General features: G+C 48.2%; 17 protein-coding genes. 5 read left to right on the top strand and 12 right to left on the bottom strand.

Translation table 11 applies throughout. From position 1 onward, the window contains the following. Positions 1–67: 67 nt before the first annotated feature. The 4 genes from AC1RJL_RS02490 to AC1RJL_RS02475 all read right to left on the bottom strand — a co-directional run bounded on the left by AC1RJL_RS02490 (position 68) and on the right by AC1RJL_RS02475 (position 4,085). Complete coding sequence (locus AC1RJL_RS02490) at positions 68–598, bottom strand: PEP-CTERM sorting domain-containing protein (protein ID WP_492911167.1); 531 nt, start codon at positions 596–598, stop codon at positions 68–70. Between the two features lie 247 nt (positions 599–845). Further along, the gene (locus AC1RJL_RS02485; protein WP_492911166.1) at positions 846–1,463 is read right to left on the bottom strand and encodes a DUF642 domain-containing protein; all 618 of its coding nucleotides are present in this window, start codon (positions 1,461–1,463) and stop codon (positions 846–848) included. 396 nt (positions 1,464–1,859) lie between these two features. Continuing rightward, positions 1,860–3,503 (bottom strand): NINE protein, encoded by a 1,644-nt coding sequence (locus AC1RJL_RS02480; protein ID WP_492911165.1) that lies wholly within the window; start codon positions 3,501–3,503, stop codon positions 1,860–1,862. Between the two features lie 69 nt (positions 3,504–3,572). Then, complete coding sequence (locus AC1RJL_RS02475; protein WP_492911164.1) at positions 3,573–4,085, bottom strand: DUF1993 domain-containing protein; 513 nt, start codon at positions 4,083–4,085, stop codon at positions 3,573–3,575. A 223-nt stretch (positions 4,086–4,308) separates the two neighbouring features. Here AC1RJL_RS02475 and AC1RJL_RS02470 point away from each other — a divergent pair, with 223 nt between their 5' ends. Then, the gene (locus AC1RJL_RS02470) at positions 4,309–6,042 is read left to right on the top strand and encodes a cation:proton antiporter domain-containing protein (protein WP_492911163.1); all 1,734 of its coding nucleotides are present in this window, start codon (positions 4,309–4,311) and stop codon (positions 6,040–6,042) included. An 80-nt stretch (positions 6,043–6,122) separates the two neighbouring features. On the opposite strand, the gene motB is transcribed toward AC1RJL_RS02470, so the two are convergent. Both motB and motA read right to left on the bottom strand, forming a co-directional pair. Then, positions 6,123–7,124, bottom strand: coding sequence for a flagellar motor protein MotB (gene motB / locus AC1RJL_RS02465; protein WP_492911162.1), 1,002 nt, complete (start codon positions 7,122–7,124; stop codon positions 6,123–6,125). A 12-nt stretch (positions 7,125–7,136) separates the two neighbouring features. Further along, entirely contained in the window at positions 7,137–7,994 is an 858-nt protein-coding gene (gene motA / locus AC1RJL_RS02460) for a flagellar motor stator protein MotA (RefSeq protein WP_492911161.1), read from the bottom strand. 227 nt (positions 7,995–8,221) lie between these two features. Here motA and AC1RJL_RS02455 point away from each other — a divergent pair, with 227 nt between their 5' ends. Then, entirely contained in the window at positions 8,222–8,554 is a 333-nt protein-coding gene (locus AC1RJL_RS02455; RefSeq protein WP_492911159.1) for a DUF1244 domain-containing protein, read from the top strand. On the opposite strand, the gene AC1RJL_RS02450 is transcribed toward AC1RJL_RS02455, so the two are convergent. Together AC1RJL_RS02450 and AC1RJL_RS02445 are read right to left on the bottom strand one after the other, a co-directional pair. Next, a complete protein-coding gene (locus AC1RJL_RS02450; protein ID WP_492911158.1) occupies positions 8,551–13,050 on the bottom strand; it encodes a diguanylate cyclase domain-containing protein in 4,500 nt (1,499 codons plus the stop codon). The two genes, AC1RJL_RS02455 and AC1RJL_RS02450, sit on opposite strands and share 4 nt — an antisense overlap. A 287-nt stretch (positions 13,051–13,337) precedes the next feature. Further along, positions 13,338–14,177: a GTP-binding protein gene (locus AC1RJL_RS02445; protein ID WP_492911157.1), complete on the bottom strand. Its 840-nt coding sequence runs from the start codon at positions 14,175–14,177 to the stop codon at positions 13,338–13,340. A 276-nt stretch (positions 14,178–14,453) separates the two neighbouring features. Between AC1RJL_RS02445 and AC1RJL_RS02440 the strand changes: the two genes are divergently transcribed. From AC1RJL_RS02440 to cysZ, 3 genes are read left to right on the top strand one after another with little or no spacing between them, the layout of a single operon-like run. Beyond that, on the top strand, positions 14,454–15,506 hold the full coding sequence (locus tag AC1RJL_RS02440) for a LacI family DNA-binding transcriptional regulator (protein WP_492911156.1): 1,053 nt from the start codon (positions 14,454–14,456) through the stop codon (positions 15,504–15,506). Positions 15,507–15,529: 23 nt separating this feature from the next. Further along, positions 15,530–16,117, top strand: a complete 588-nt coding sequence (rrtA, locus tag AC1RJL_RS02435) for a rhombosortase (RefSeq protein WP_492911155.1) — start codon at positions 15,530–15,532, stop codon at positions 16,115–16,117. Positions 16,118–16,123: 6 nt separating this feature from the next. Beyond that, entirely contained in the window at positions 16,124–16,858 is a 735-nt protein-coding gene (cysZ, locus tag AC1RJL_RS02430) for a sulfate transporter CysZ (protein ID WP_492911154.1), read from the top strand. A gap of 35 nt (positions 16,859–16,893) precedes the next feature. Here cysZ and AC1RJL_RS02425 read toward each other — a convergent pair whose 3' ends face one another. From AC1RJL_RS02425 to rhlB, 4 genes are all read right to left on the bottom strand, one after another. Continuing rightward, positions 16,894–18,156, bottom strand: coding sequence for a response regulator (locus AC1RJL_RS02425; protein WP_492911153.1), 1,263 nt, complete (start codon positions 18,154–18,156; stop codon positions 16,894–16,896). 86 nt (positions 18,157–18,242) lie between these two features. Beyond that, positions 18,243–19,052 (bottom strand): DODA-type extradiol aromatic ring-opening family dioxygenase, encoded by an 810-nt coding sequence (locus tag AC1RJL_RS02420; RefSeq protein ID WP_492911152.1) that lies wholly within the window; start codon positions 19,050–19,052, stop codon positions 18,243–18,245. Positions 19,053–19,080: 28 nt separating this feature from the next. Beyond that, positions 19,081–19,953 (bottom strand): DMT family transporter, encoded by an 873-nt coding sequence (locus tag AC1RJL_RS02415; protein ID WP_492911151.1) that lies wholly within the window; start codon positions 19,951–19,953, stop codon positions 19,081–19,083. A 77-nt stretch (positions 19,954–20,030) separates the two neighbouring features. Continuing rightward, the gene (gene rhlB, locus AC1RJL_RS02410; protein ID WP_492911150.1) at positions 20,031–21,620 is read right to left on the bottom strand and encodes an ATP-dependent RNA helicase RhlB; all 1,590 of its coding nucleotides are present in this window, start codon (positions 21,618–21,620) and stop codon (positions 20,031–20,033) included. Positions 21,621–21,758: the final 138 nt, after the last annotated feature.

Raw genomic sequence — 21,758 nt, 5'->3', positions numbered from 1 at the left:
ATTTTTACAGCTATCAAAGCAAAAAAAACCGCTCAGTGAGCGGTTTTTTTGCAAGAGCACAACACAATCAAGCGCGTGCTTTTCTTCTCATAATACCCAAGCCGAGCAAACCAAGAGCAAGCAAAACCAATGAACTTGATTCAGGAACACTTACAGGTGCATCTTTGGTGATTACATTCAAAGTAGACTTGTTGATCAGGAAGTCACCCAGAGTGCTAGTCACTTTAACAAACAAGGTACCGTCAGCATTCAACTTAACCAGCGAGCTAATGCCAAGAGCACCGGTCCAATCAACAGTTGGGTTCAAAACCACACCGCCGTCTTGTATATCAAAGTAACCAATTTGCACCAGTGCAGTTTCAAACGGCGCGTACCATGGATCTTTATCATCGTCACGGAATTCAATGGTCAAAGTAGCGCTTAGAGCAGAACCCAGATCAAAACCCTGATCAAGAATATTGTGAGTCCAGGAAACACTTTTGGTCCAATCTACTGTCTTGTTTACAGTTTCAACATCAGTAATCAAACCGGCAAAGCTGTTCACAGAGAACAGGCAAGCTGCAGTGAAAGCAACACTTTTCAAAAACTTAACAAACATAGGATTTCCTTTTTTAAAATAAACAAGGCGGCACATGCCACCCGACAAGATTATAAAAGTACCGATTGAGATCGTTGACTCTTATACGAAACACGCATCAGCGTGCAAATCGAATTCCGCGACTATTTTAAGCAGTATAGGAATTGAATTCTTTTTTGCGCAACATTACAAAATCATTAGGCCAATAAATAAAAGCAAAAAGAATCGAGAACAATTCTTTTTGCTTTTAACTAATCAATTCATTTTATTAGTGCGCCAGGTTTTTTCTTCTGACAAGAACCAAACCGACCAGACCAATCATCAGCATAATCAATGGGCTGGACTCAATAACATTTACCCTGGAGGTAACAACTACGTTATCGAGGAAGTTTCCGATGGTGCCCGCATCAACACTGGTGAAACGCAGGGTGGTAGAAGTGCTATTGGCAACGAAGCTATTGGTGTACTGATTCCAGATACCCACTACATGGTCGTTGATCAAGGCACTGAGGGTACCCACACTAAAGGTGAACGCTTCATTGGCACTTTCGCGTGCGCTGTAGAAGAAGGACACATCGTAAGTCTGGCCAACAACTGTGTTAAAAGTCTGGAAGATAGAGAACACACTGCCGGTGTAAGGATGCGCATTCAATTCCGCATGCTGTTTACCATCCGGTGCAGTCACGCCGCCAAAGGTATTCCAGATTTCAAGGTTGCTACCTTCCCAGCCATTCACGCTGGCCGAATCGAAATAGGCCCAGTTACCCGCAGCCACATTGTTATCTTCAAAGCTACCGTTCACGATCAAATTGGCGTGAGCGGTCAGAGTCAGCAATAAACCACCCAGTACACTGGCACATTGGGTGAAAAAAGTTTTAGTCGGCATAAACATATTCCATGGGTTAAGAGAAATCTGCCGGTGTAGACTAGCCAACATCAAGTGTGGCTATGGGCGATACATGTCGCTCTACTTTCAACAGGGTATTTCTATACGGTCTTTGTCGCCAAAATTTGCAATATCCGCACCACAATGAAAATTGTCATTTAAATCAATAAATTAATGATAACCACATCACAAAAGTCACACTTTAATGTAAGGAAAGCCGACACTTTTCCCGTCTACCCAATGAAATTACCGATGGAATCGTCTCAATAACACCAATATTTCGACGTTAATTACAATGCCACCACCCAGAGTAAAAATCGCGCAATAAGAATCCGTTATCTATCTAATAGAAAAGCCGTACTGCTAACAGAGCGGCTTTTCTAATCCATCGTAATCTTACTTATGCTCGGCAAAACTCTCGCTAACTTTTAGCAACACAAGCTTATTTTTTTCAAAGCGGGATTTTGCCGTAGAAGAATAAACAGCATAGAAATAGTTGGCACCTTCAATAGTAGTGACAACATACACTATGTCATTTCCACCCAGGGTGGCAGTCAGGAATTGCTGCTGTGCAGGTAAACCATTAACGGTCAAATCTTTTATAGGCGCAATAGTTGTGAGTTCCGGAACTGTAGTGGCAAGCGCAGAGTAAATAAAACCAGTGTAATCCTTCACGCTAATAGTTGAACCAAAATTCACTTTTGATTCGCGTAACACCATGATATACACCTCATCCACCGCCTTCGACACACCGAGGATCGCCGCCGGATTTAATTTACGGTTTTCTTGCCAACTATTGGGAACCGAGAGAGATATTTTTTTATCATCGCTGTAAAAGCGTTTATTAACAGCAATATTTGCTGCGCGGTCTTCTTCAGACATAGCCGCAGCCACATCGCCACCGCGGCACTCAGGCATGCGATATTTATCCGGCAGGGTTCCGCTTTTGCAACTCCAGAGAATATCGCTACCTTTCTTCGTCGGTCTCCAAACAATGGTATTCCTGCCATCGTTCAAGCTGGGAATATTAAACGTTACAACCATCGCTGCCCCTTCAGTCAAGATGATTGAAGAAACAAATTCGTTGCTGATATTTTCCGGTAATCCGGCGAGAATATTTTCACCAGGAAAAAAATCTTTTTGTTTGATTACTGCTGCAACCTTTTCGCGAGTTTCATTAATTAGCGGAAGTGCTGCCTGCACTTTTGCACGATAGGTGTAATCTTGATAGGCGGGCAATGCAATAGCGGCCAGAATGCCCGTTATCACAATCATCACAAATGCGCCGGCGACAATCACCCCCACCATCAAACCGGTATTAGCAGCAGGTACTTGTCCGTATTTACGGTGCCAGCGCTCTTTGGGTGTAAACCACAATACGAAAGCTTCAATAAATGAAATTAGGCTGGGAATGCAGGTCACCCAGAAAATCAGGTAGAAAATCCCCCACCATTGTCCCAAATAAAACCGGTGCACACCCAAACCGCCAAAGAAGAACGCAAGGAAACCCGCGGTAACTTTACTTTTACTTTTAAGCTGGACTTGTGGTGTCTGACAATAAGGGCAATGAGCGAGGCCAGGGGCAATTCCCCGACCGCATTTATAACAAAAGTAATCTCGCGACTCCTTGTTAGTGTCGGTGTTTGACACAGGAGATGCATAAGGCGATGAATAATCTATGCCATCACTGGCAGCGGATGATGAGTACTCATCGGCATCGTGTGTTAATGGGGTTGGTTCGACAGGTGCAATCGTCAAGGCATGCGCTGGTGCCGGATGTAACGGTCCAGTCGAAAATAATTGTTCGCCGTGATTTACCAATTCGCATTGGCCACCGGCTTTCAGGATGACGGCTTTATATTTGGCTGCGGTTACTGTATCGATATTGGCTTTAAGCAAACTGCGCGATTTACGCAGCATTTTCTCAATAACCGGAACTTCTTTTTTAAAGATGGTGGCCAGATTGCGCACCAATGTTGATCGATCAATACCCGGTTGCGGTTCACCGAGCAAATATACATCTAACCGAACATCTGACATTTGCGCGCATCCTTTATAAGTTTCGTACGCTGCTCACACAGCGTACGAACTGATTATTGGTGCGCCATCTTAACTTTTGTATGGCATGCTTCCAAGATAATCCTTCTTGCCCACCTCAACACCGTTATGACGCAAGATCGCGTAAGCAGTAGTGATATGGAAATAAATATTCGGGATTGCGTGCTGGATCGCAAATTCAGTACCGGTCAAGTATTTACCTTCCCAACGCGGCTGGCTGATGTGACGCTCGGCAGTTTCGGCAAAATCTTCCGGTTTGAAGCCAGCGATATAATCCAGCACTGATTGGATACGTGCTTTCAATTCCGGCAACGTGGTCTCGGTATCCGCATGCACGGGCGCCGACTCGGTTTTACCGGTCAAACGGGCAACACCCAACTTGGCAGTATCGCAGGCAATTTGCACCTGGCGAATCAAATTGAATTGGTCCGGCGCCAAACGTGAATTCAGCAAAATGGATACATCAATTTTTTTCACCTCGGCATAAGCAGCGCCTTTATCGAGAATCGCGCTGAGATTGGAAAGCGCTTTACTGAATTGCACAACGGTAAGTTCGTAAAACATGGAATTCTCCTTTGAATACCCTTGGATAAACGAATGTAAATGGCGATGTCGCCTTTATGGAACAACCCAAGCTGATCAAGCGATTTGGGGTGCCAAGCCCGGCTATTCAATCCCGCCATGGAAAAATAGCGAGGTAAAAAAACGCAAAAATGAGCGCGCAGGTTGCATTGCTTCACTTTCAGCAAATATAGTTGCTCCTCATTCACTTAAAATTGATTTACCTATGCCTCATAACATCAGTCTTATTACGACTATCGCCGCCGGTCTCGGATTGGCTATGATTTTTGGATTTCTTGCAACTCGCCTGCGGATGCCTCCGCTCGTTGGTTATTTAATCGCCGGTATTATTGTCGGCCCCTATTCGCCCGGTTTTGTGGCTGACCTGGAATTAACCGCGCAATTGGCCGAAATAGGCGTAATGCTGCTGATGTTTGGCGTGGGTCTGCATTTTTCTATCGGCGATTTGCTGGCGGTTAAACGTATCGCGATCCCCGGTGCCATTGCGCAGATTTCCATCGCAACCTTGCTCGGTGCCCTTGCGGGTTACTTTTGGGGCTGGAAATGGGGACAATCGATTGTATTTGGCCTCGCACTCTCGGTCGCCAGTACTGTCGTACTGCTCAAAGCACTGGAGGCACGCGGTCTGATCGACAGTATTAACGGCCGGATCGCCGTCGGCTGGCTGGTAGTTGAAGATCTGGTGATGGTGTTAGTGCTGGTATTGTTACCAGCCCTTGCGACTTTGATGGGCGGCACTGCTCCCGATGCAGAGCACGCCATTTCAGATGCAAGTCTGTCTACCACCCTTCTCATCACACTTGGCAAAGTTGTCGCTTTCATTGCATTTATGCTAATTGTGGGCAAGCGCTTGCTGCCCAAGTTATTGTGGTGGGTTGCTGGTACAGGTTCGCGCGAGTTGTTCAGTTTGTGCGTTATCGCCACCGCCGTGGGTGTTGCCTACGGTTCGGCGGCACTCTTCGATGTGTCCTTTGCGCTCGGCGCGTTCTTTGCGGGCATGATGCTGCGCGAATCGGAATTCAGCCACCGCGCAGCGGACGACTCGCTCCCTCTGCGCGATGCTTTCTCGGTACTGTTTTTCGTGTCGGTCGGCATGCTGTTTGATCCTTACATTCTGGTCACCGAACCACTCAAAGTATTGATAGTCGTTGCCATTATTATGTTCGGTAAAACTATCGCGGCGGTTGCACTGGTGTTGGCGTTCCGCTATCCGCTAAATACGGCGCTCACGGTCGGGGCAAGCTTGGCGCAAATCGGTGAATTCTCGTTTATCCTCGCCAGCTTGAGTATGGCGCTGGGGCTGATGGATACCACAGCTCACAATTTAATATTGGCCGGGGCGCTCGCCTCGATTGCGCTTAACTCCTTGATATTTACCAGCCTGGAACCACTGCAGCGTTTGATTCGTAAACGCTCCAAATTTGCCCGCTCGCTGGAACTGCGCGACGACCCACTCGCGGTGTTACCGATGAGTACCGATGATGCTTATTTGGCAGGACAAGTAGTGCTGGTCGGTTACGGCCGTGTTGGTCGCCGCATTGCAAAAATCCTCAATGAATACAAGGTTCCCTATGTCGTTGTCGAAGCTAACCGCGATGTGGTTGAACAATTGCGCGCAAAAGATATTCCCGCTGTCTGCGGTGATGCAGCTGATCCGAGCGTATTGATCCAGGCCCACATCGCGCAAGCGGGTGTATTGGTCGCCGCTACCGCCAACACCTTCCATGTGCGGCAAATGATTGATATTGCGCGCAAGCTCAATCCCAAAATTGAAACAGTTGTCAGAACGCACAACGAAGAAGAGGCAGAACTCTGGATGAAAGAAAATGTCGGCCGTATCTTCCTCAGCGAGCAACAATTGGCTGGCGGTATGGCTGACCATATTTTGCGACGGATGGGCAAATTTGAAAACGAGCCGGTGAAAGTGCATTCGCACTAAATAAATGCCAATTAAAGAGTGAAAAAAAACGGGCTGATTTTCAGCCCGTTTTTTTATGCATTGATTAATCGACAGAAATATCAGCGTGCGCTTGCCGCATCAATCGCATCATCCACTTCGGTTGGCGATAAGATTTTCGGCTCCGCCGGTGCTGGTGCGGTAAAAGTTTCACTGCTTTTCATCAGCTGGCTACTGTCAATTCCAACGCCACTACCCAGCGCATCGGCAACTGCCTTTTTGAGCACTATAATCGCAATGCGGCGATTGATAGGTTCGCCCGGTTTATCGATCAACAGCGGTGCTGCGGAACCCATACCTTGCACCGTTGCCACTTTAGCTTCTGGATAGGCACCATCCAGCAATGCACGGCGCGCAGCATTTGCACGGTCGGCCGACAACTCCCAGTTAGTGTATTTCGCACCCACGCCGTAAGGTGTCGCATCAGTATGGCCGGTAATGCTGATTTTGTTTTGCACTTTGTCCAGAATTGGCGCTAACGCATTCAATACCTCTGACGACCATTTTTGTAAGTTCGCGCTACCCACATCAAACATCGGACGCTGGTCTTTATCAACGATTTGGATACGCAAACCCAGGGCGGTGAAATCAATCAGGATTTGATCCTTGATTTGCTGGAACACGGAATCAAGTGCGTTGATTTCACTTTCCAGTTGTTTTTTCAACTCTTCCAATTGTTCCTTTTCAATGCGTTCCATTTCTTTTTTCAGTTGCTCTTCGGTCATATCCTTGATGTTATCGCTATGATCCGCCTGATCATTGGCAGTTTCATCATTAGGATCATCGGATTGCGTCTGTTTTTGCGGCTGATCCTGACTGATAAGTCCCAAATCTGCTCCCCCTTCTCCTATTACATATTCACTGCCGGGATCTTTAAAATGTGCAGCGATGGCTTTTCGTTCCTCTTGCGATGTGCTACCAAGCAACCACATCAATAAAAAGAACGCCATCATCGCGGTCATAAAGTCAGCAAGCGCTACTTTCCAGGAGCCGCCATGATGGCCATGGCCGTGCCCCTTTTTCTTTTTGATAATGACAGGTTGCTGATTGGCGCCCTTTTCCATAAGCCTCTGCCTTTACTTCTTGCTGGCGCGATATTGCTCTTCCAACTCTTTAAAGCTGGGGCGAACACTGTGGAACAGCACTTTGCGGCCAAACTCCACCGCAACTTGCGGGGGCACACCATTCATGGATGCAACCAATACTGCCTTAACACATTCGTAGGCGCGCGACTCATCGCGCGCTTTATGATTCAGGTAGCTGGAGAAAGGGCCAATAAATCCGTAGGCAAACAAAATCCCCAGCAGGGTTCCTACCAAAGCCGCCGCTACTGACGCACCGATTTCAGAAGGTGGACCGCCAATCTTACTCATGGTGATCACCACCCCCAGTACTGCAGCCACAATTCCGAAACCAGGCAGCCCATCGGCCGCATTTTGGATAGCACCGGGTACTAACCCCGCCTCTTGATGATGACCATCCAATTCCTGCTCCATCAAGGCCTCTAATTCGTGCGGCGCCATATTGCCTGCCACCATGATGCGCAGGTAATCACAAATGAATTCAACAATATGGTGGTCTTTCAGAATTTCCGGGTAGTTGGCAAATAGCGGGCTATTTTCCGGTTCATCAATATCACCTTCGATCGCCATCAAGCCTTCACGACGGGTTTTATTGAGGATGTCGTACAGCAGGGTGAGGATTTCAAGATAAAACGTTTTATTGAATTTTGAGGGCGTCATCAGCGCACCCGCTGATTTAACCACGCCGATAGTTACCGACAGTGGATTGCCAATAATCATCGCCCCGAGCGAAGCGCCACAGATAATCATTATCTCGACCGGCGACATCAGCGCCACAGGATTACCGCCATGGATGACAAAGCCACCGATGACGCATCCCAGGACGACAATAATCCCAAGAATAATATTCACGCAAAAACCCCCAACACAAAAACAGGCTTGAATTAAAGCGGCAAAAACGCTTAAAAAACCAACAAGATAAACGCGGCAACACTGTCGGCACGGTTTGAGTATAGGCAGGTTGATTTGAGGTTCAAGGCGTACAGACTGAATTAGCTGCAATTGACCTGTCATTCACGATCACCCACACTGGAGCCCGCTACTTAACGGCCATTTATCCAAAAGCTAAAGGTTAACCCATGAAAATTGATGAACTTTCTGCCGCCCGGCAACAAGCATTAGAGGCTGCCACTTTTCGCCGGTTGCTGGAACACCTGGACAACCGCACAGATGTGCAAAATATTGATTTGATGAACCTTGCGGGCTTCTGCCGCAACTGCTTGAGCAAGTGGTATGTCGCGGCAGCCAAGGTGGACAATATTGAAGTGGATTATGAAGATGCGCGTGCACGTATTTATGGCATGCCATACGCAGACTGGAAAGAAAAATACCAAACGGATGCAACTGCTGCACAATTCCAACAATTTCAGCAGACAGTAGCAGAATCTGCCGATAAAAAAACGCCGCGCTAAAATTTCACTAACGCAGCATCGACCGACGATTCAATTTCAACTGCATCACTGGCGAGCAGTAGCGTCAGATTTTTTTCCGCCGCCGGATTTACCTGCAAGGATGCACCGGGTTTACTGTTGATTCCGACCCAACAATCGCGCCCGGCATTTTTTGCCGCATAAAGAGCGCGATCTGCTGTATCCACTACTTGTTCCCAACTCACTTTACCCGGCATCAGCGGAAAAAACGGATAGACGGCATAGCCGAGTGAGCAAGTCTTTTGCAATTGCTGCCCTTCGCCCACATCAAACACATACTGCGCCACCGCTACGCGAATACGCTCGGCCATCTCCGGTGCTTCGTCGCGCGAACAAAAACGCGCAACTATCAAAAATTCTTCGCCCCCCCAACGCACAAGATAATCGGAATCGCGCAATACCTCTTCCAGCAAGCGGCTCAGTTGCTCAAGTACTTTATCACCCGCACTATGGCCGTAGCTGTCATTCACCCATTTAAAATGATCGACATCAAGCATCATAAAAATCAGGTCGTGATCTTTGGGCAGCGGCCAATAAATTTCATCTTCACCACGCGCTTTATTAGCGGATAACCAGTTTTGATATTCGCGATCAGCCAGGGAAATATCAGCGCTGATTGATTTACTCAGGAACCGGCGATTGTGCAATCCAGTTAAGGGATCAGACAAACTTGCCTCTTCCAATTTTTTGTAAGCTTTGTGTAATTCCAGTTGCGCCTGTTTTAACCCTTCATTTTTTGTGCGCAACTCTTCGGTTCGCTCTGCGACCTTACGATCTAAAAATTGCGTTGCACTGTACAATTGCAAGTGGGTATCCACGCGCGCCAGCAACTCTTCCTTACTGATGGGCTTGGTTAAATAATCATTGGCGCCCACTTCAAAACCCATTACCAAATCTTGCGTCTGGCTGCGTGCGGTGAGGAAAATAATGGGCAACTCATAAGCGCGATAGGTTTCGCGTAAACGCTGGCAGGTTTCATAGCCCGACATTTTTGGCATCATGATATCGAGCAATACCAAATCAATATCGCCATGCTCTTCCACTAATGCGATAGCCTCTTCACCACTCGCCGCTTCGGTAACACGGTAATTACGCAATGCAAGATGATTCACCAGAACCAAGCGGTTTACCGAGTCATCATCCACCACCAAAATATGGCCTTGGTGCGGATGATCTGCGCGAGCAGGACGCGATCCATTCACCGGCCGGGTTTGTATTTCACTGCTAACCTGCACCAACTGTTGCGCATTCTCATCGAGCATTGAACTCGCGGGTAATTCAAGTGATAACGGCAAGGTAAAACTGAATACTGACCCCTCGCCGGCATTGGATTGCACTGACATAGTTCCACCGTGCAGTTCCACCAATTGCTTGGTGATCGACAAGCCCAACCCCGTACCGCTGTAAGCGCGTTCGGCGCGGCCATCAACCTGGTGGAACGGCTGGAAAATATCGGTGAGCTGTTCGGCACTCATGCCGATACCGGTATCGGCAATTTGTACACGAATACAATTGTCTTTCACTTCTGCATAAATATTAACATTACCTTCGTGAGTAAATTTCACTGCATTGCCAATCAGGTTATGCAGAATTTGCAACAACCGATCTTCATCAGCGTGCGCCGCCGGAAAATTTTCCGGCACATAGTTATGCAAGACAAGCGGCTTGTTACCTACCAGCGGGCGCGACAAGGTAATGACTATGTCGACCAATACATGCAAATCCACCGCTTTTTTATGCAATACCAAACCCTGGTTCTTTAATTTGGCAAAATCGAGAATGTCATTTACCAGCGCCGATAAACGCTTACCGCTGGCGGCAATTAAACGCAAACTATCGCGCGTATGTGCTGGCAGAGGACCATTCAACCCATCCAACAAGGATTCGGCCAGCCCGATAATGCCGTTTAGTGGCGTGCGCAATTCATGGGAGGTATTGGCGAGGAATTCATCTTTTAATTTATCGACTTGTTGCAAGCGACGCACCAGCGAACGCTCCTGCTCTACTTGTTGCTGTTGATAGCGCAGTTTTAATTGTTGGATGTGTATAAACCAGTAGAACAACATCAACACAATCAACAGGTAAATAATATAGGCCCACCAGTTCAGCCAGAGCGGTGGCGCAATATGAATATTGAGACTGGCTTGTTTATCGCTCCAGACGCCATCGTTGTTACTCGCTTTGACTTCAAAAATATAATCGCCAGCGTCCAGATTGGTGTAAGTCGCCGTCCGTTTTGAGCCCGCCAAAATCCAATCACTATCGAACCCCAACAGTCGATAGGCATATTGGTTTTCTTCTGCCATCTGAAAATTAAGCGCCGAAAACTCCAGGGTAAATACCGAGTCCTTGTGCGTGAGATTGATATTCTCAACATGATTGATCGATGCAGTCAGCGGTGAATTCGGCCGACCGATACCGGCAGGTTTATTGAGGATTAATAAATTGGTAAACACCACCGGGGGCGAGTATTCATTGGTGGTGATCGCAGCAGGATCAAACACCACAAACCCTTTACTATTGCCAAAAAATAATTCGCCACTGTTCATCACCAATGGTGTATTGCGATTAAACAGATTGTCGTTTAGTCCATGACGTTTATCGAAATTTCGAAATTGTTTTTTGTCGACATCAAAACGCGCAATACCTTTTTGCGTACCCAACCATAAATAACCTTGCGGGTCCTCCACTATGCCGGCCACCACATCATCGGCCAAACCATCGCTGCTGGTAAAAGCGGTAAATTTTCCGCTAGCACGATCCATTAAATTTACGCCGCCACCATCGGTACCCACCCAAAAATTACCGCGACTATCTTCATAAAGTGCAAATACAAAATCGGCGCTCAAACTGGAAGGATCATTATCGACATGTCGATAGCGCGTAAAGGTTTCTGTCTGCGGATCAAATAAATACAGTCCGCGAATTCCGCCCACCCAAATACGCGCTTGTTTATCCTGATACACCACGCGCGCGTAAAGTACTTTGTCGCCATCCAATTGCTCGGCTGTCGGTAAAAAATAACGGAAGGAATCTGTCGCGGAATCGTAGCGATTCAATCCCTCTTCGGTAGCGACCCAAATATATCCCTCCCGATCGCGAATTACCGACCAGCCTTCGCGCCCGCGAATGGCAGCAGGATTAGCCGGATCAGGGAGATAGTGGGTAAATTTTCCACTGTCCAAATCCAGCCGGTTAAGTCCGCCAGACCAAATTCCCAACCACAGTTGCCGATCTGCGCCCATCGCCATGGACAGCACGGTATTGCCGCCCATGCTGGACGCATTATTAGGATCGTATCGGTAGCGTGTGAATTGTTGGCGCCTGGAATCAAAATAATTCAGGCCGTAACCCGCACCGATCCATAAATTACCGCGCGCATCTTTTAGTGCGGAAAGTACACCACCCTCAGTAACGGTATTGGAATCCGTTGCGCTGTAGCGGTAGTTATTAAAAATAGATGCCTGACGATCAACCACATCGATACCGGAGGGAAAATAACCCAGCCAGATATCGCCCGCTGCATTTTCAAACAATTCATTTACGACATAATTGCCAGGCGATGCCGGATTGGTTTCATTGTAAGTAAAGCGGGTAAATTTTTCTGTCGCGGGTGCGCGGACATAAACCGCGCTGCCATCGCCCACCCACAAATTGCCCACGCGATCTTCCAGCACAGACCAGACAATCGCACTCTTTTCCTGGGTATCGTGTTTGATCGCTACAAAACGTTCGCGTTTGTCATCCAACATAAACAGCCCCGCGCCATAGCTGCCTGCCCACACATTGTTAGCCGAATCCACGTAGAGCTCGCGAATATCGTCAAACATCAATCCCTGTGTATATCGATAGTGGCGATACTTGCCCGTTGTCGGATTAAAGCGGGTGATGCCGCGATCCTGATGGCCTATCCACAACAACCCTTGCTGGTCTTTGACAACAGCCCAGAGCAAGCCATCGCTATCCGGTGCCTTATTGCTGAGCGGGTGATACTGAAACTGGTTGTCAGTGCGGGAGAAACTGTAGAGGCCGCCGCGGGTCGCCAGCCACAAACGACCATCATGGGTTTCCTCAATTGCCATTACATCATCGGCACTCACCGAATCGGTACTGACTAATGGTGCGCTATAACGGGTAAACCGGTTTAACTGCGCATCATAGCGATTAATACCCTTGCGCGTCGCCACCCACAAACTGCCATCGCTGGCTAGACGGATATCGTTGACATAGTTGTGGCTCAGGCTGTGCAGGTCGGCATCGTCCTTGCGGAATACCAAAAGCTTGTAACCATCATATCGCGCAAGCCCGTTAGCGCCGCCAAACCACATAAATCCTTCTGCATCCTGGGCGATGGCGTTGATGTAGCCGATGGTCGCCACCTGATCCGGCAATATGTGGCTGAACGAATAATGCAAGGATTGATTGCGGATACCGGTTTGTTTATTGGATTGGAGTTTGGTTTGGGCATTAGTGTCCACAACCCAAAACAGACAGCTAAAAAGAAGGAAGACGCGGGTAAATAGAATGAATTTGTCCCTATCAATAACCGCTAGAAGGCGGCTACCGAGGGATGCCAGAGCGGATCGCTCCGACAAGTTTGTATTCAAATTCCAATGATGGTCACAACGCACGAGATATTCCTGTCTGACAATAGCGCAACTTTAGTACCCGAGCGACACATCAACTCACTAGATCGGGCGCGCTAGTGTAACAAGGTCACTGCCAATCAGCAGGAACCGGCTAACAATTGTGCAGGACTACCGGATTACTGCAATTGATAGGCGGTCACCGTGTTTTTAAAGAAATTGGGCACAAATAAGCGTTGGGTAGCGGGATCAAAACCTATATCGGCGGTATTGATTTTTTGTGCTTGTGAGTCGATCAGCAGTTCAATTTTGCCGTTGGCATAGACGTAATAAATCAGGCCAGGCCAACAGGAGACAATAAATTCACCGCGCTTGATCATCTCTATGCCATCAATCCCTTGAGCGAATCCCCTGGCGAGCGTCAGCGGTTTTTTATCGGCACCGACCAATAATAATTCCGGACCGGCTCCCACAATCAGGTTGGAGCCAAATACCTTCAGGCCATTGGCATTGCTGATCTTGTCCAGATATACGCTCACTGTGTCATCTTCGACGCGGTGAACCTTATTGGTACGGGTGTCCGATACAAATACCACACCGCTGGAATTCACGGTGACATCATTTAAAAAGACGGCGCCCGCAATCGGGAGCTTTTTAATTACTTTCTGCGCTTCAATATCAATCACGACCAATTCAGTCAAATCAGCCACATACAAGCGGTTTTTATGGATCGCCATACCTTTGGGCGCATTCAGCCCCGTCACCCAGTTTTTATCGATAATCGCACCATCGGTGGCTAACTTCGCGATGCCGCCTTTACCGTCAGCCGCGTCCCCTTGCCCGTCAATCAAACTAACGAACAGGTATGTGAATTTTTCCTCGGTTACGACAAGAACTGATTCTGGTGTGGGTAAATCAGCGGTCATCCATAGTTGTTGCAGCTTGTGTTGCGCCATTGCAGGCACTGCGCCCAACATAAACAGGGAACATGAAAGCAGGAGAATGATTATTTTTTTCATAGCGGTACCTCATTATTGTTTTAGTGTTAGTGCCTTCATCCACAAATCCCTGTAGCGAACGACTACTCCTTAACCATAGACCATGTTGCCATCGGTGAATTCAGCGTCGCAAAATTCTTTACATAACTTGCGCCTCTGTTACCTAAACACACGCTGCATATGACAAATAAAAAAACAGTGACAGCGAAATCATTGCGCTCAGCCAACCTAAGCTCTACCCTAGCAGCCACCATAAACGACTGTTTATAACCCTTCGCCCAAAAAGCCCAATAACTTATGAAAAACAGTGTCGATAAACACCTCCCCAAAGCCAAAGCCACGATTAAAGATGTAGCCAAACTGGCTGGTGTCTCTTTCAAAACCGTATCACGCGTCATCAATAAAGAAGGCACCGTGGGTCAGGAACTGCAAGACAAGGTCATGCAGGCGGTTAAGGCGCTGAATTATCAACCCAACTTATCAGCGCGCTTACTGCGTGGGGCAGCCTCGTCCATCGGCTTTATTTATGACAATCCCAACAGCAATTATGTAATTGATATGCAAAAGGGTATTTTGGGGGAGTGCCGTCGGCAGGGTTACGAATTGGTGATCCACCCCTGTAACGCCAAAGCCGACGATATCATCGACGAAGTACTGAATATGATTGATCGCAGCCAGGTTGGCGGCCTGGTGCTAACACCACCCATGTCGGAAATGCCCGATGTATTGTCAGTGCTAAGTAAACGCAAAATCCCTTTTGTGCGCATTCTCTCCGGCTCCCAGGCGCCGGATAAAAAAGGCCCGTGCATTTTCATTGACGACCGCACAGCCGCTTACAAAATTACGCAATATCTGATCGATCTCGGGCACAAGGCCATCGCATTTCTGGGTGGTGAGGAAGCGCATAAATCCAGTGGCGAACGTTTGGAAGGCTACAAAGCCGCTCTCAAAGCCAACAGAATTACACTCGATAAAAAATTGATTTTGCCCGGCGAATATTCATTTGAATCCGGTGTAAAACGCACGCGCCAATTACTCGGTTCCAATTTAAAACCGACCGCAGTCTTCGCCTGTAACGATGAAATTGCAGCGGGTACCTTATTTGCCGCACGCATCCAGGGTGTTGATGTACCGCAGCATTTATCGATTGTCGGATTTGAGGATAGCCCCTTCTCCCGCCAAGCTTGGCCCAACCTCACCACCGCACAGCAGCCCAACTCCAAAATTGCCGAACGTGCCACCAGTTTGCTGATTGATGCCATCCGCAACAACCGCGATGTAGAGAGCGAAGGTTTTTATCCGCAATTAATCGTGCGTGACTCCACTTGTCCCGCGCCATCCAAACGTTAGGACACCCGACCAACCGGTGATTCATGCATAACATTCAGCCATCACCGGGTTTTTATTTCTATATCGCATTGAGCGCGTTGATGCTCTTGTTAACGGCGTTTGAAAACCCGCTATTCCCCTTTCTCAGCCTTGAAGCAACCAAAGTAGTAAACGACGAATACTGGCGTTTACTAACGGCCAATTTCGTACACTTTGGTTGGGCGCACACCCTGATGAATGTTGCTGCATTTGGATTATGCAGCGTTGTTTTTTTTAACGATGTATCGCTCAGAAAATATAGCTTTCTGTTGTTATGGTGCTGCTTGGCAGTAGGGATAGGTGTGTGTGTGTTCAGCCCTGAATATTCGCCCTATGCCGGTTTATCCGGCGCAATACATGGATTGATTGTGGTTGGGCTGATACAAACCCGTGCATATCCGATATGGATTAAAGTAGGCGGATTAGTCCTACTGATCGGAAAACTGATTCAGGAAAATTTACCGGGTTATGAAGCGACGAATCTACAGGAATTAATTCCCGTGGCAATTGCGGTTGAATCCCATGTTTACGGGGCAATCGCCGGAGCCCTGTTTGCCGGTGGTAATTGGTTATTAACTAAATTGAAAAGGTAAATGCGAATGCAAGGCTCTCCAGGCAAGGCAATCGATTATTTTTTTGAGGGCGCGCGACTCATTATAAAGCCGGGTTTTCGGCGCTTTATTTTGATTCCGCTACTGATCAATCTGCTTATATTTGTTGTAGTGACCATAGCACTCTTTCATGCCTTCGGTGATTTTTTTACGCAAGTTCAGGAATGGTCACCTACCTGGCTGGATTGGCTTGCCTGGCTATTGTGGCCATTGGTGGGGTTTGTATTTTTAGTTGTCTACGGTTACAGCTTTAACATCATCACCAACTTTCTCGCCGCACCTTTCTTTGGTTTGCTCGCTGAAAAAATTGAAACGCATTTAACCGGCGTCACACCGCCAAATGAACCTTGGAGCCTATTGATTCCACGTACGTTACAACGTGAAGCAGTGAAGCTCTGGTATTTTGTCAGCCGCGGCCTGCTAATATTTTTATTGTTTGTGATGCTATTTTTTATTCCCGGCGCCAATCTGGCGGGCGTGGTGATCGGCGTTATGTGGAGCTGTTGGTGCATGGCAGTGCAATATTCCGATTATCCGGCTGACAACCATCAGTTAAGTTTCCGTGAGCTACGCCGCCGGCTAAACAAGCAACAACTGACCAGTTACTCTTACGGTGGAATTATTTTGTTGGGTAGCATGGTACCGGTGCTGAATATTTTTGTAACACCGATAGCAGTCGCGGGTGCAACGCTTTATTGGGTAAGGGAAGTAAAACAGCTGTAAAGAAATTGGGCGCGATTCATCGCGCCCCTGCGGATTTATTCTTCTGCATCACCATCATCCACCACCATATTACCGCCCGCTTCTTTTGCGTGGCGTAAATAGGTATTGGCTTGGGCAATTTGTTGATCCAGACTTTGATGCAATTGGCCAGTCACCCCGGCACTAAAATAAAAACGTAGTGATTCACCGTTAATCACGCAATTTTCAGCCGCAAGTAATTGTTTAACTTTACTGAGTAGCGCAGCCGCTTTTTCATGATCGAGTCCGGGCATCAATACGTAAAAATCGTCGCTATCAGCGCGCGCCAGTAAAAATCGGCCGAGCATATTATTCAAGCTGGCAGCAATTTGCTTGAGCGCTGCATCGCCCCAGGCATTTCCATAACGCTGGTTGATTTCACTGAAATTATCAATATTAATGACTGCCATTGCGAGCGGCGCCGCTTTCTCTTGTGCACTTCTATAAAGCTCGCGTGCGGCGTTAAAAAAATAGGAACGATGGTATAAACCGGTGAGATGATCGCGCTGGGCATTATTGGTAATTTGCTCAACCAGTTCGAGATATTCAATATTGTGAATAATACGGCAATAGAACTCTTCCGGATGGAAAGGTTTACGCAGGAAATCGTTGGCACCGTGTTTGATAAATTTGGCCGAGAGTGCCTCGCTGCTCTCGCCCGATACACCGATCATAATCAAATCGGTTTTGTCGTATTTGTAGCGCAGGTTGCGCACCAATTCAAAGCCATCCATTTTAGGCATATTGTAATCAGTGATTAATAATTTAATATCCGCATTCTCTAGCAAGACTTTAATCGCGTCCACGCCATCGACCGCTTCCAACACCTGGAATAAGTGGCGACGAAATAAATTCGCCATATGCTTGCGGGACATATCCGAATCGTCCACCACCAACACCTTTATTTGCTGGTTTTTTTCCAGGCGATTGATCATGGCAATCGCTTTGCTGTAAGCGTAGCGACCTTCTTTGGTAACATAATCCACGATGCCTTTGTTGAATAATTGCTCGCGGCGTTTTTCATCGTAACTGCCGGTCAGCACGATAGTGGGAATTTTTTTGCTGAGGACAAAATCAACCACTTCGCCGTTAGGTGCATCAGGCAAATTTAAATCGACCAATGCGGCAAAAAAATCCTGGGGATATTGCTCATAGAGCGCGGTGGCTTGCGCCAAGGTAGTGGCATAAACGGCTTCGTAAGCGAGCGACGAACTTTGCACCAGGTGACGCAAAATCTTCATCACCATTTCACTGTCTTCAACTACCAGAATTTTTTTCATTGACTAACACTCAAGGATTTTGCAGGTATCCATTGAGTGTAGCCAATCTTTTGAAAAATGCGCCAAGTCGCTGATTAAACTGCGCTTTAACGCCAGATGTAGCCAGAAATAGCCGTGTTAAATAACAGCCCATTGAAGTTTTGCTCTGCTACCGCTGAGCCTTGGCTCGCCGCCCCCCAACATACATGCAAGGGTAGTAAATGCTCCTCACGCGGATGACAAAAACGACCGTCGGGCGCAACTGCCCAATTGCGCAAACGCTCGGCGCGCTCGGGATTCGTCAATTGCGATGCCGTCAATGTTTCAGCTAGCCAATTGTCGAAGGTTTCGCTTCGACCTTTTATCGACGGATCATTGGAGAAAAACGCGCGCATATTGTGAAACGACATACCCGAGCCAACAATCAATACACCCTGTTCACGCAGTGGTGCGAGCGCTTTGCCAATGGCGATATGCGCGACAGGATCAAGTGAGGTGAGTAAGGATAATTGCACCACGGGAATATCAGCGGCGGGATACATCAACATCAGCGGCACAAAAGTACCGTGATCGAAGGCGCGATGGTTATCCAAACGTGCAGAAATATTTTGCTCCTGCAATAGCTGCTGGATTTGTTTCGCCAGCGGTTGATCGCCCGGTGCCGGATAGTTGAATTCGTAACTCTCGGGTGGAAAGCCGTAGTAGTCATACATCATGTCCGGCGCGGGCGAATAAGTGATACTCGCCACGTCTTCTTCCCAATGCGCAGTGATAACTACAATCGCTTTCGGATGCGGCAAGTTGGCCGCGATGGAACACATAAATTGTGTCAGTTCGCGATGGTTGGCATCCCCCAATAAAGGCATAGGACCGCCGCCATGAGGCACGAATACAACCGGCATTAATGAGTGAGTCATAAATCCCCCGTGAGATTATCGACGCGCATCACAGCAATGCATTAGCCTTGTTGTGCTCGCGCACTGATTCATAAATCGCCGCTGCCATAATAATGCTGCCGCCGATAATGGTGCTCCAATCCGGATAAGTATGCAGCATCGCAATTTCGTATATGACCGCATAGACAGGCTGCAAGCAGGCAACCAAACCAACGGTCTTCGCCTTTAAATAACGCAGAGAGTATGCCAACAATGTATGGGTGAATGCGGTAAACACAACTCCAAGACAGATCAATAGCCACCAATCATGGCTGCTCGGTTGATGTGGCGAGAGCAATAGAACAGGTGTCATTAACAGCGCAACGATCAATACTTGATAACTCATTGAGCGCGCGGCGGTCTGGTCGCTAAACCAATAACTTAACAGTAAATTGCGCACCGCAAAGGTAAGTGCCGAGATCACACCCCAGATCACGCCTTGGGTCATGTTGTTATCGATATCGAATTCGGGGACGAGGCAGTAAATACCTATCAAGACTAACAAACCGCTGACGACATCGCGCCAGTCGAGGCTGGTGCGTTTTATCCAGGGCTCGAGAAATACTGTAACAACCGGATAGGCGTAGAGCGAAATCATGCCTACGGCAATATTAGCGACCTGCATGGAATAGAAAAACGTTACCCAGTGCAGCGCTAGCAGAACACCGAGCAGCAACATCCGCCCATAGTCGCGGGGAGATTTAAGGCCAAGGTTGCGCTCGCGCCAATACACCCAGGCGAATAACACCAGCGCCGCAATCCAGGTGCGGTAGCCGGTGATATCCCAAGCGGGTAATTCGATGATTTTGGAGAAGAGCCCTGTCGCCCCCATCAGGAAGGCACCCAAATGCAGGGTCAACAAGGCGGATTTGGCAGAGGACATAACCATTCCCGAGGATGGTATGCCCGGCGAGGAACCGGGCGAATCAATAACTCAGCGCTTACCAATAAGGATCAATATTAGTGGCGTGGCCTCCGATTGCGGTTGCCACCGGGGCGATTGCCGACCGAGCGATTGCTAAAACGTTCGTTGGTACGGGCACGCGGCGGTGCAGGCAAGCTTTCTGGCGGGGTCAATAACAGATATTCGGGCGGTTGCTCGCATTTGATTGGCTTACCCAACAACTTTGCAATCGGCTCCAGCAGCAATGCGTCATCTTCACAAGCGAAACTGATCGAGGTACCGTTTTTGCCCGCGCGTCCGGTACGGCCAATACGATGTACATAATCTTCCGGCTCTTCCGGCAAAGTAAAATTCACTACGTGGCTGATGCCGCTGATATGAATTCCGCGTCCCGCAACATCGGTCGCCACCAGTACTTTGATTTCGCCGGACTTGAATGCATCCAACGTTGAAACACGCTTGTTCTGCGCGATTTCACCGGAGAGTAAACCGGCTTTGATACCGTGGCGCTGCAGTTTCTCCTGCAAATCGCGGCATTCATCGCGACGGTTGGCGAACACGATCATGCTCTCGGCATGCTCTTGTTGGATCAGGTTATACAACAGCGTGTACTTCTCTTCGGTCGACACCAGATACACATGCTGGTCAACGCGCTCGTTGGCAACAGACTCAGGTTCGATATCAATAGTGACCGGTTTGTAAGTCCACTGCTCTACCAAATTGCGCACATCATCGGTAAAGGTGGCGGAGAAAAACAGCGTCTGGCGATCTTCACGCTTGGGCGTCTGGCGGACAATTTGACGCACCTGCGGGATAAAGCCCATATCGAGCATACGGTCTGCTTCGTCGATAACCAGCACTTCCAATTGATCGAGGTACACATCTTTATTGCCGCAAAAATCGAGTAGACGACCGGGAGTCGCCACCAAAATATCGACCAAATCTTCATGCAGATGGCGCTGCTGTTTGGTGTAATCCATGCCACCTACCAGCGTATGGATTTTCAAATCAGTGTATTTGCACAGGCCTTTGGCATCTTCCGCAATCTGGATCACCAGCTCGCGCGTCGGGGCAATTATCAGCGCACGCGCTTCACCGGCGTAGCGTTTTTCAGTGATCGGATTCTTAAGCAGGTCATCGATAATCGCCGTCAAAAACGCCGCGGTTTTACCGGTGCCTGTCTGGGCTTTGCCGACCACATCTTTACCTTGCAACGCATAAGGGAGCGACTGCGCCTGAATAGGCGAGCAGTATTTGAACCCGAGATCGGCAATACCGCGCATCAATTGCGGATCGAGATCAAAATCGTGGAAGCGGGTTTTGCCTTCCACTTCCTCCACCGGGAATTCAGCAATATCCCAAGGGCCATGATCAACTTTGACGGCTTTTTTCGGGCGGGAATCCTGATGCCGGGGTTTTGGCGCATGGTCTCGCGGTGCAGACACTGCCGTCTGCTCGGATTTTTGGCCCTGGCGCTGATCGCGAGAATTGCGGTTACCGCGATTGTTCTGGCTGTTGCGGTCGCGGGGATGTTTTTTTGCGGTTGGTTTGTCGCTGGCGGGCTTGGATGTGGCCTCGTTCTTTTCAGGTTTTTCCGCACTTGAACCTATCAGTTTTTTAAAGAAATTTCCGATCAATCTATTCACCAAAAGTTATTGCAAGGCTGAAGCTTGAAGGCTCAGGCTTGAAGGCAAGTCGCGCAGACTCACCTGTAGTAAATGCTCTTTCACATTTATGCATGGGGTTTAACCTGGCATCAGGGTTTCAAACCTGTGGGTGAAACA

The organism is Cellvibrio sp. GW822-FHT04B05 (assembly GCF_058800985.1).
This window is presented reverse-complemented; position numbering and strand designations above follow the sequence as displayed.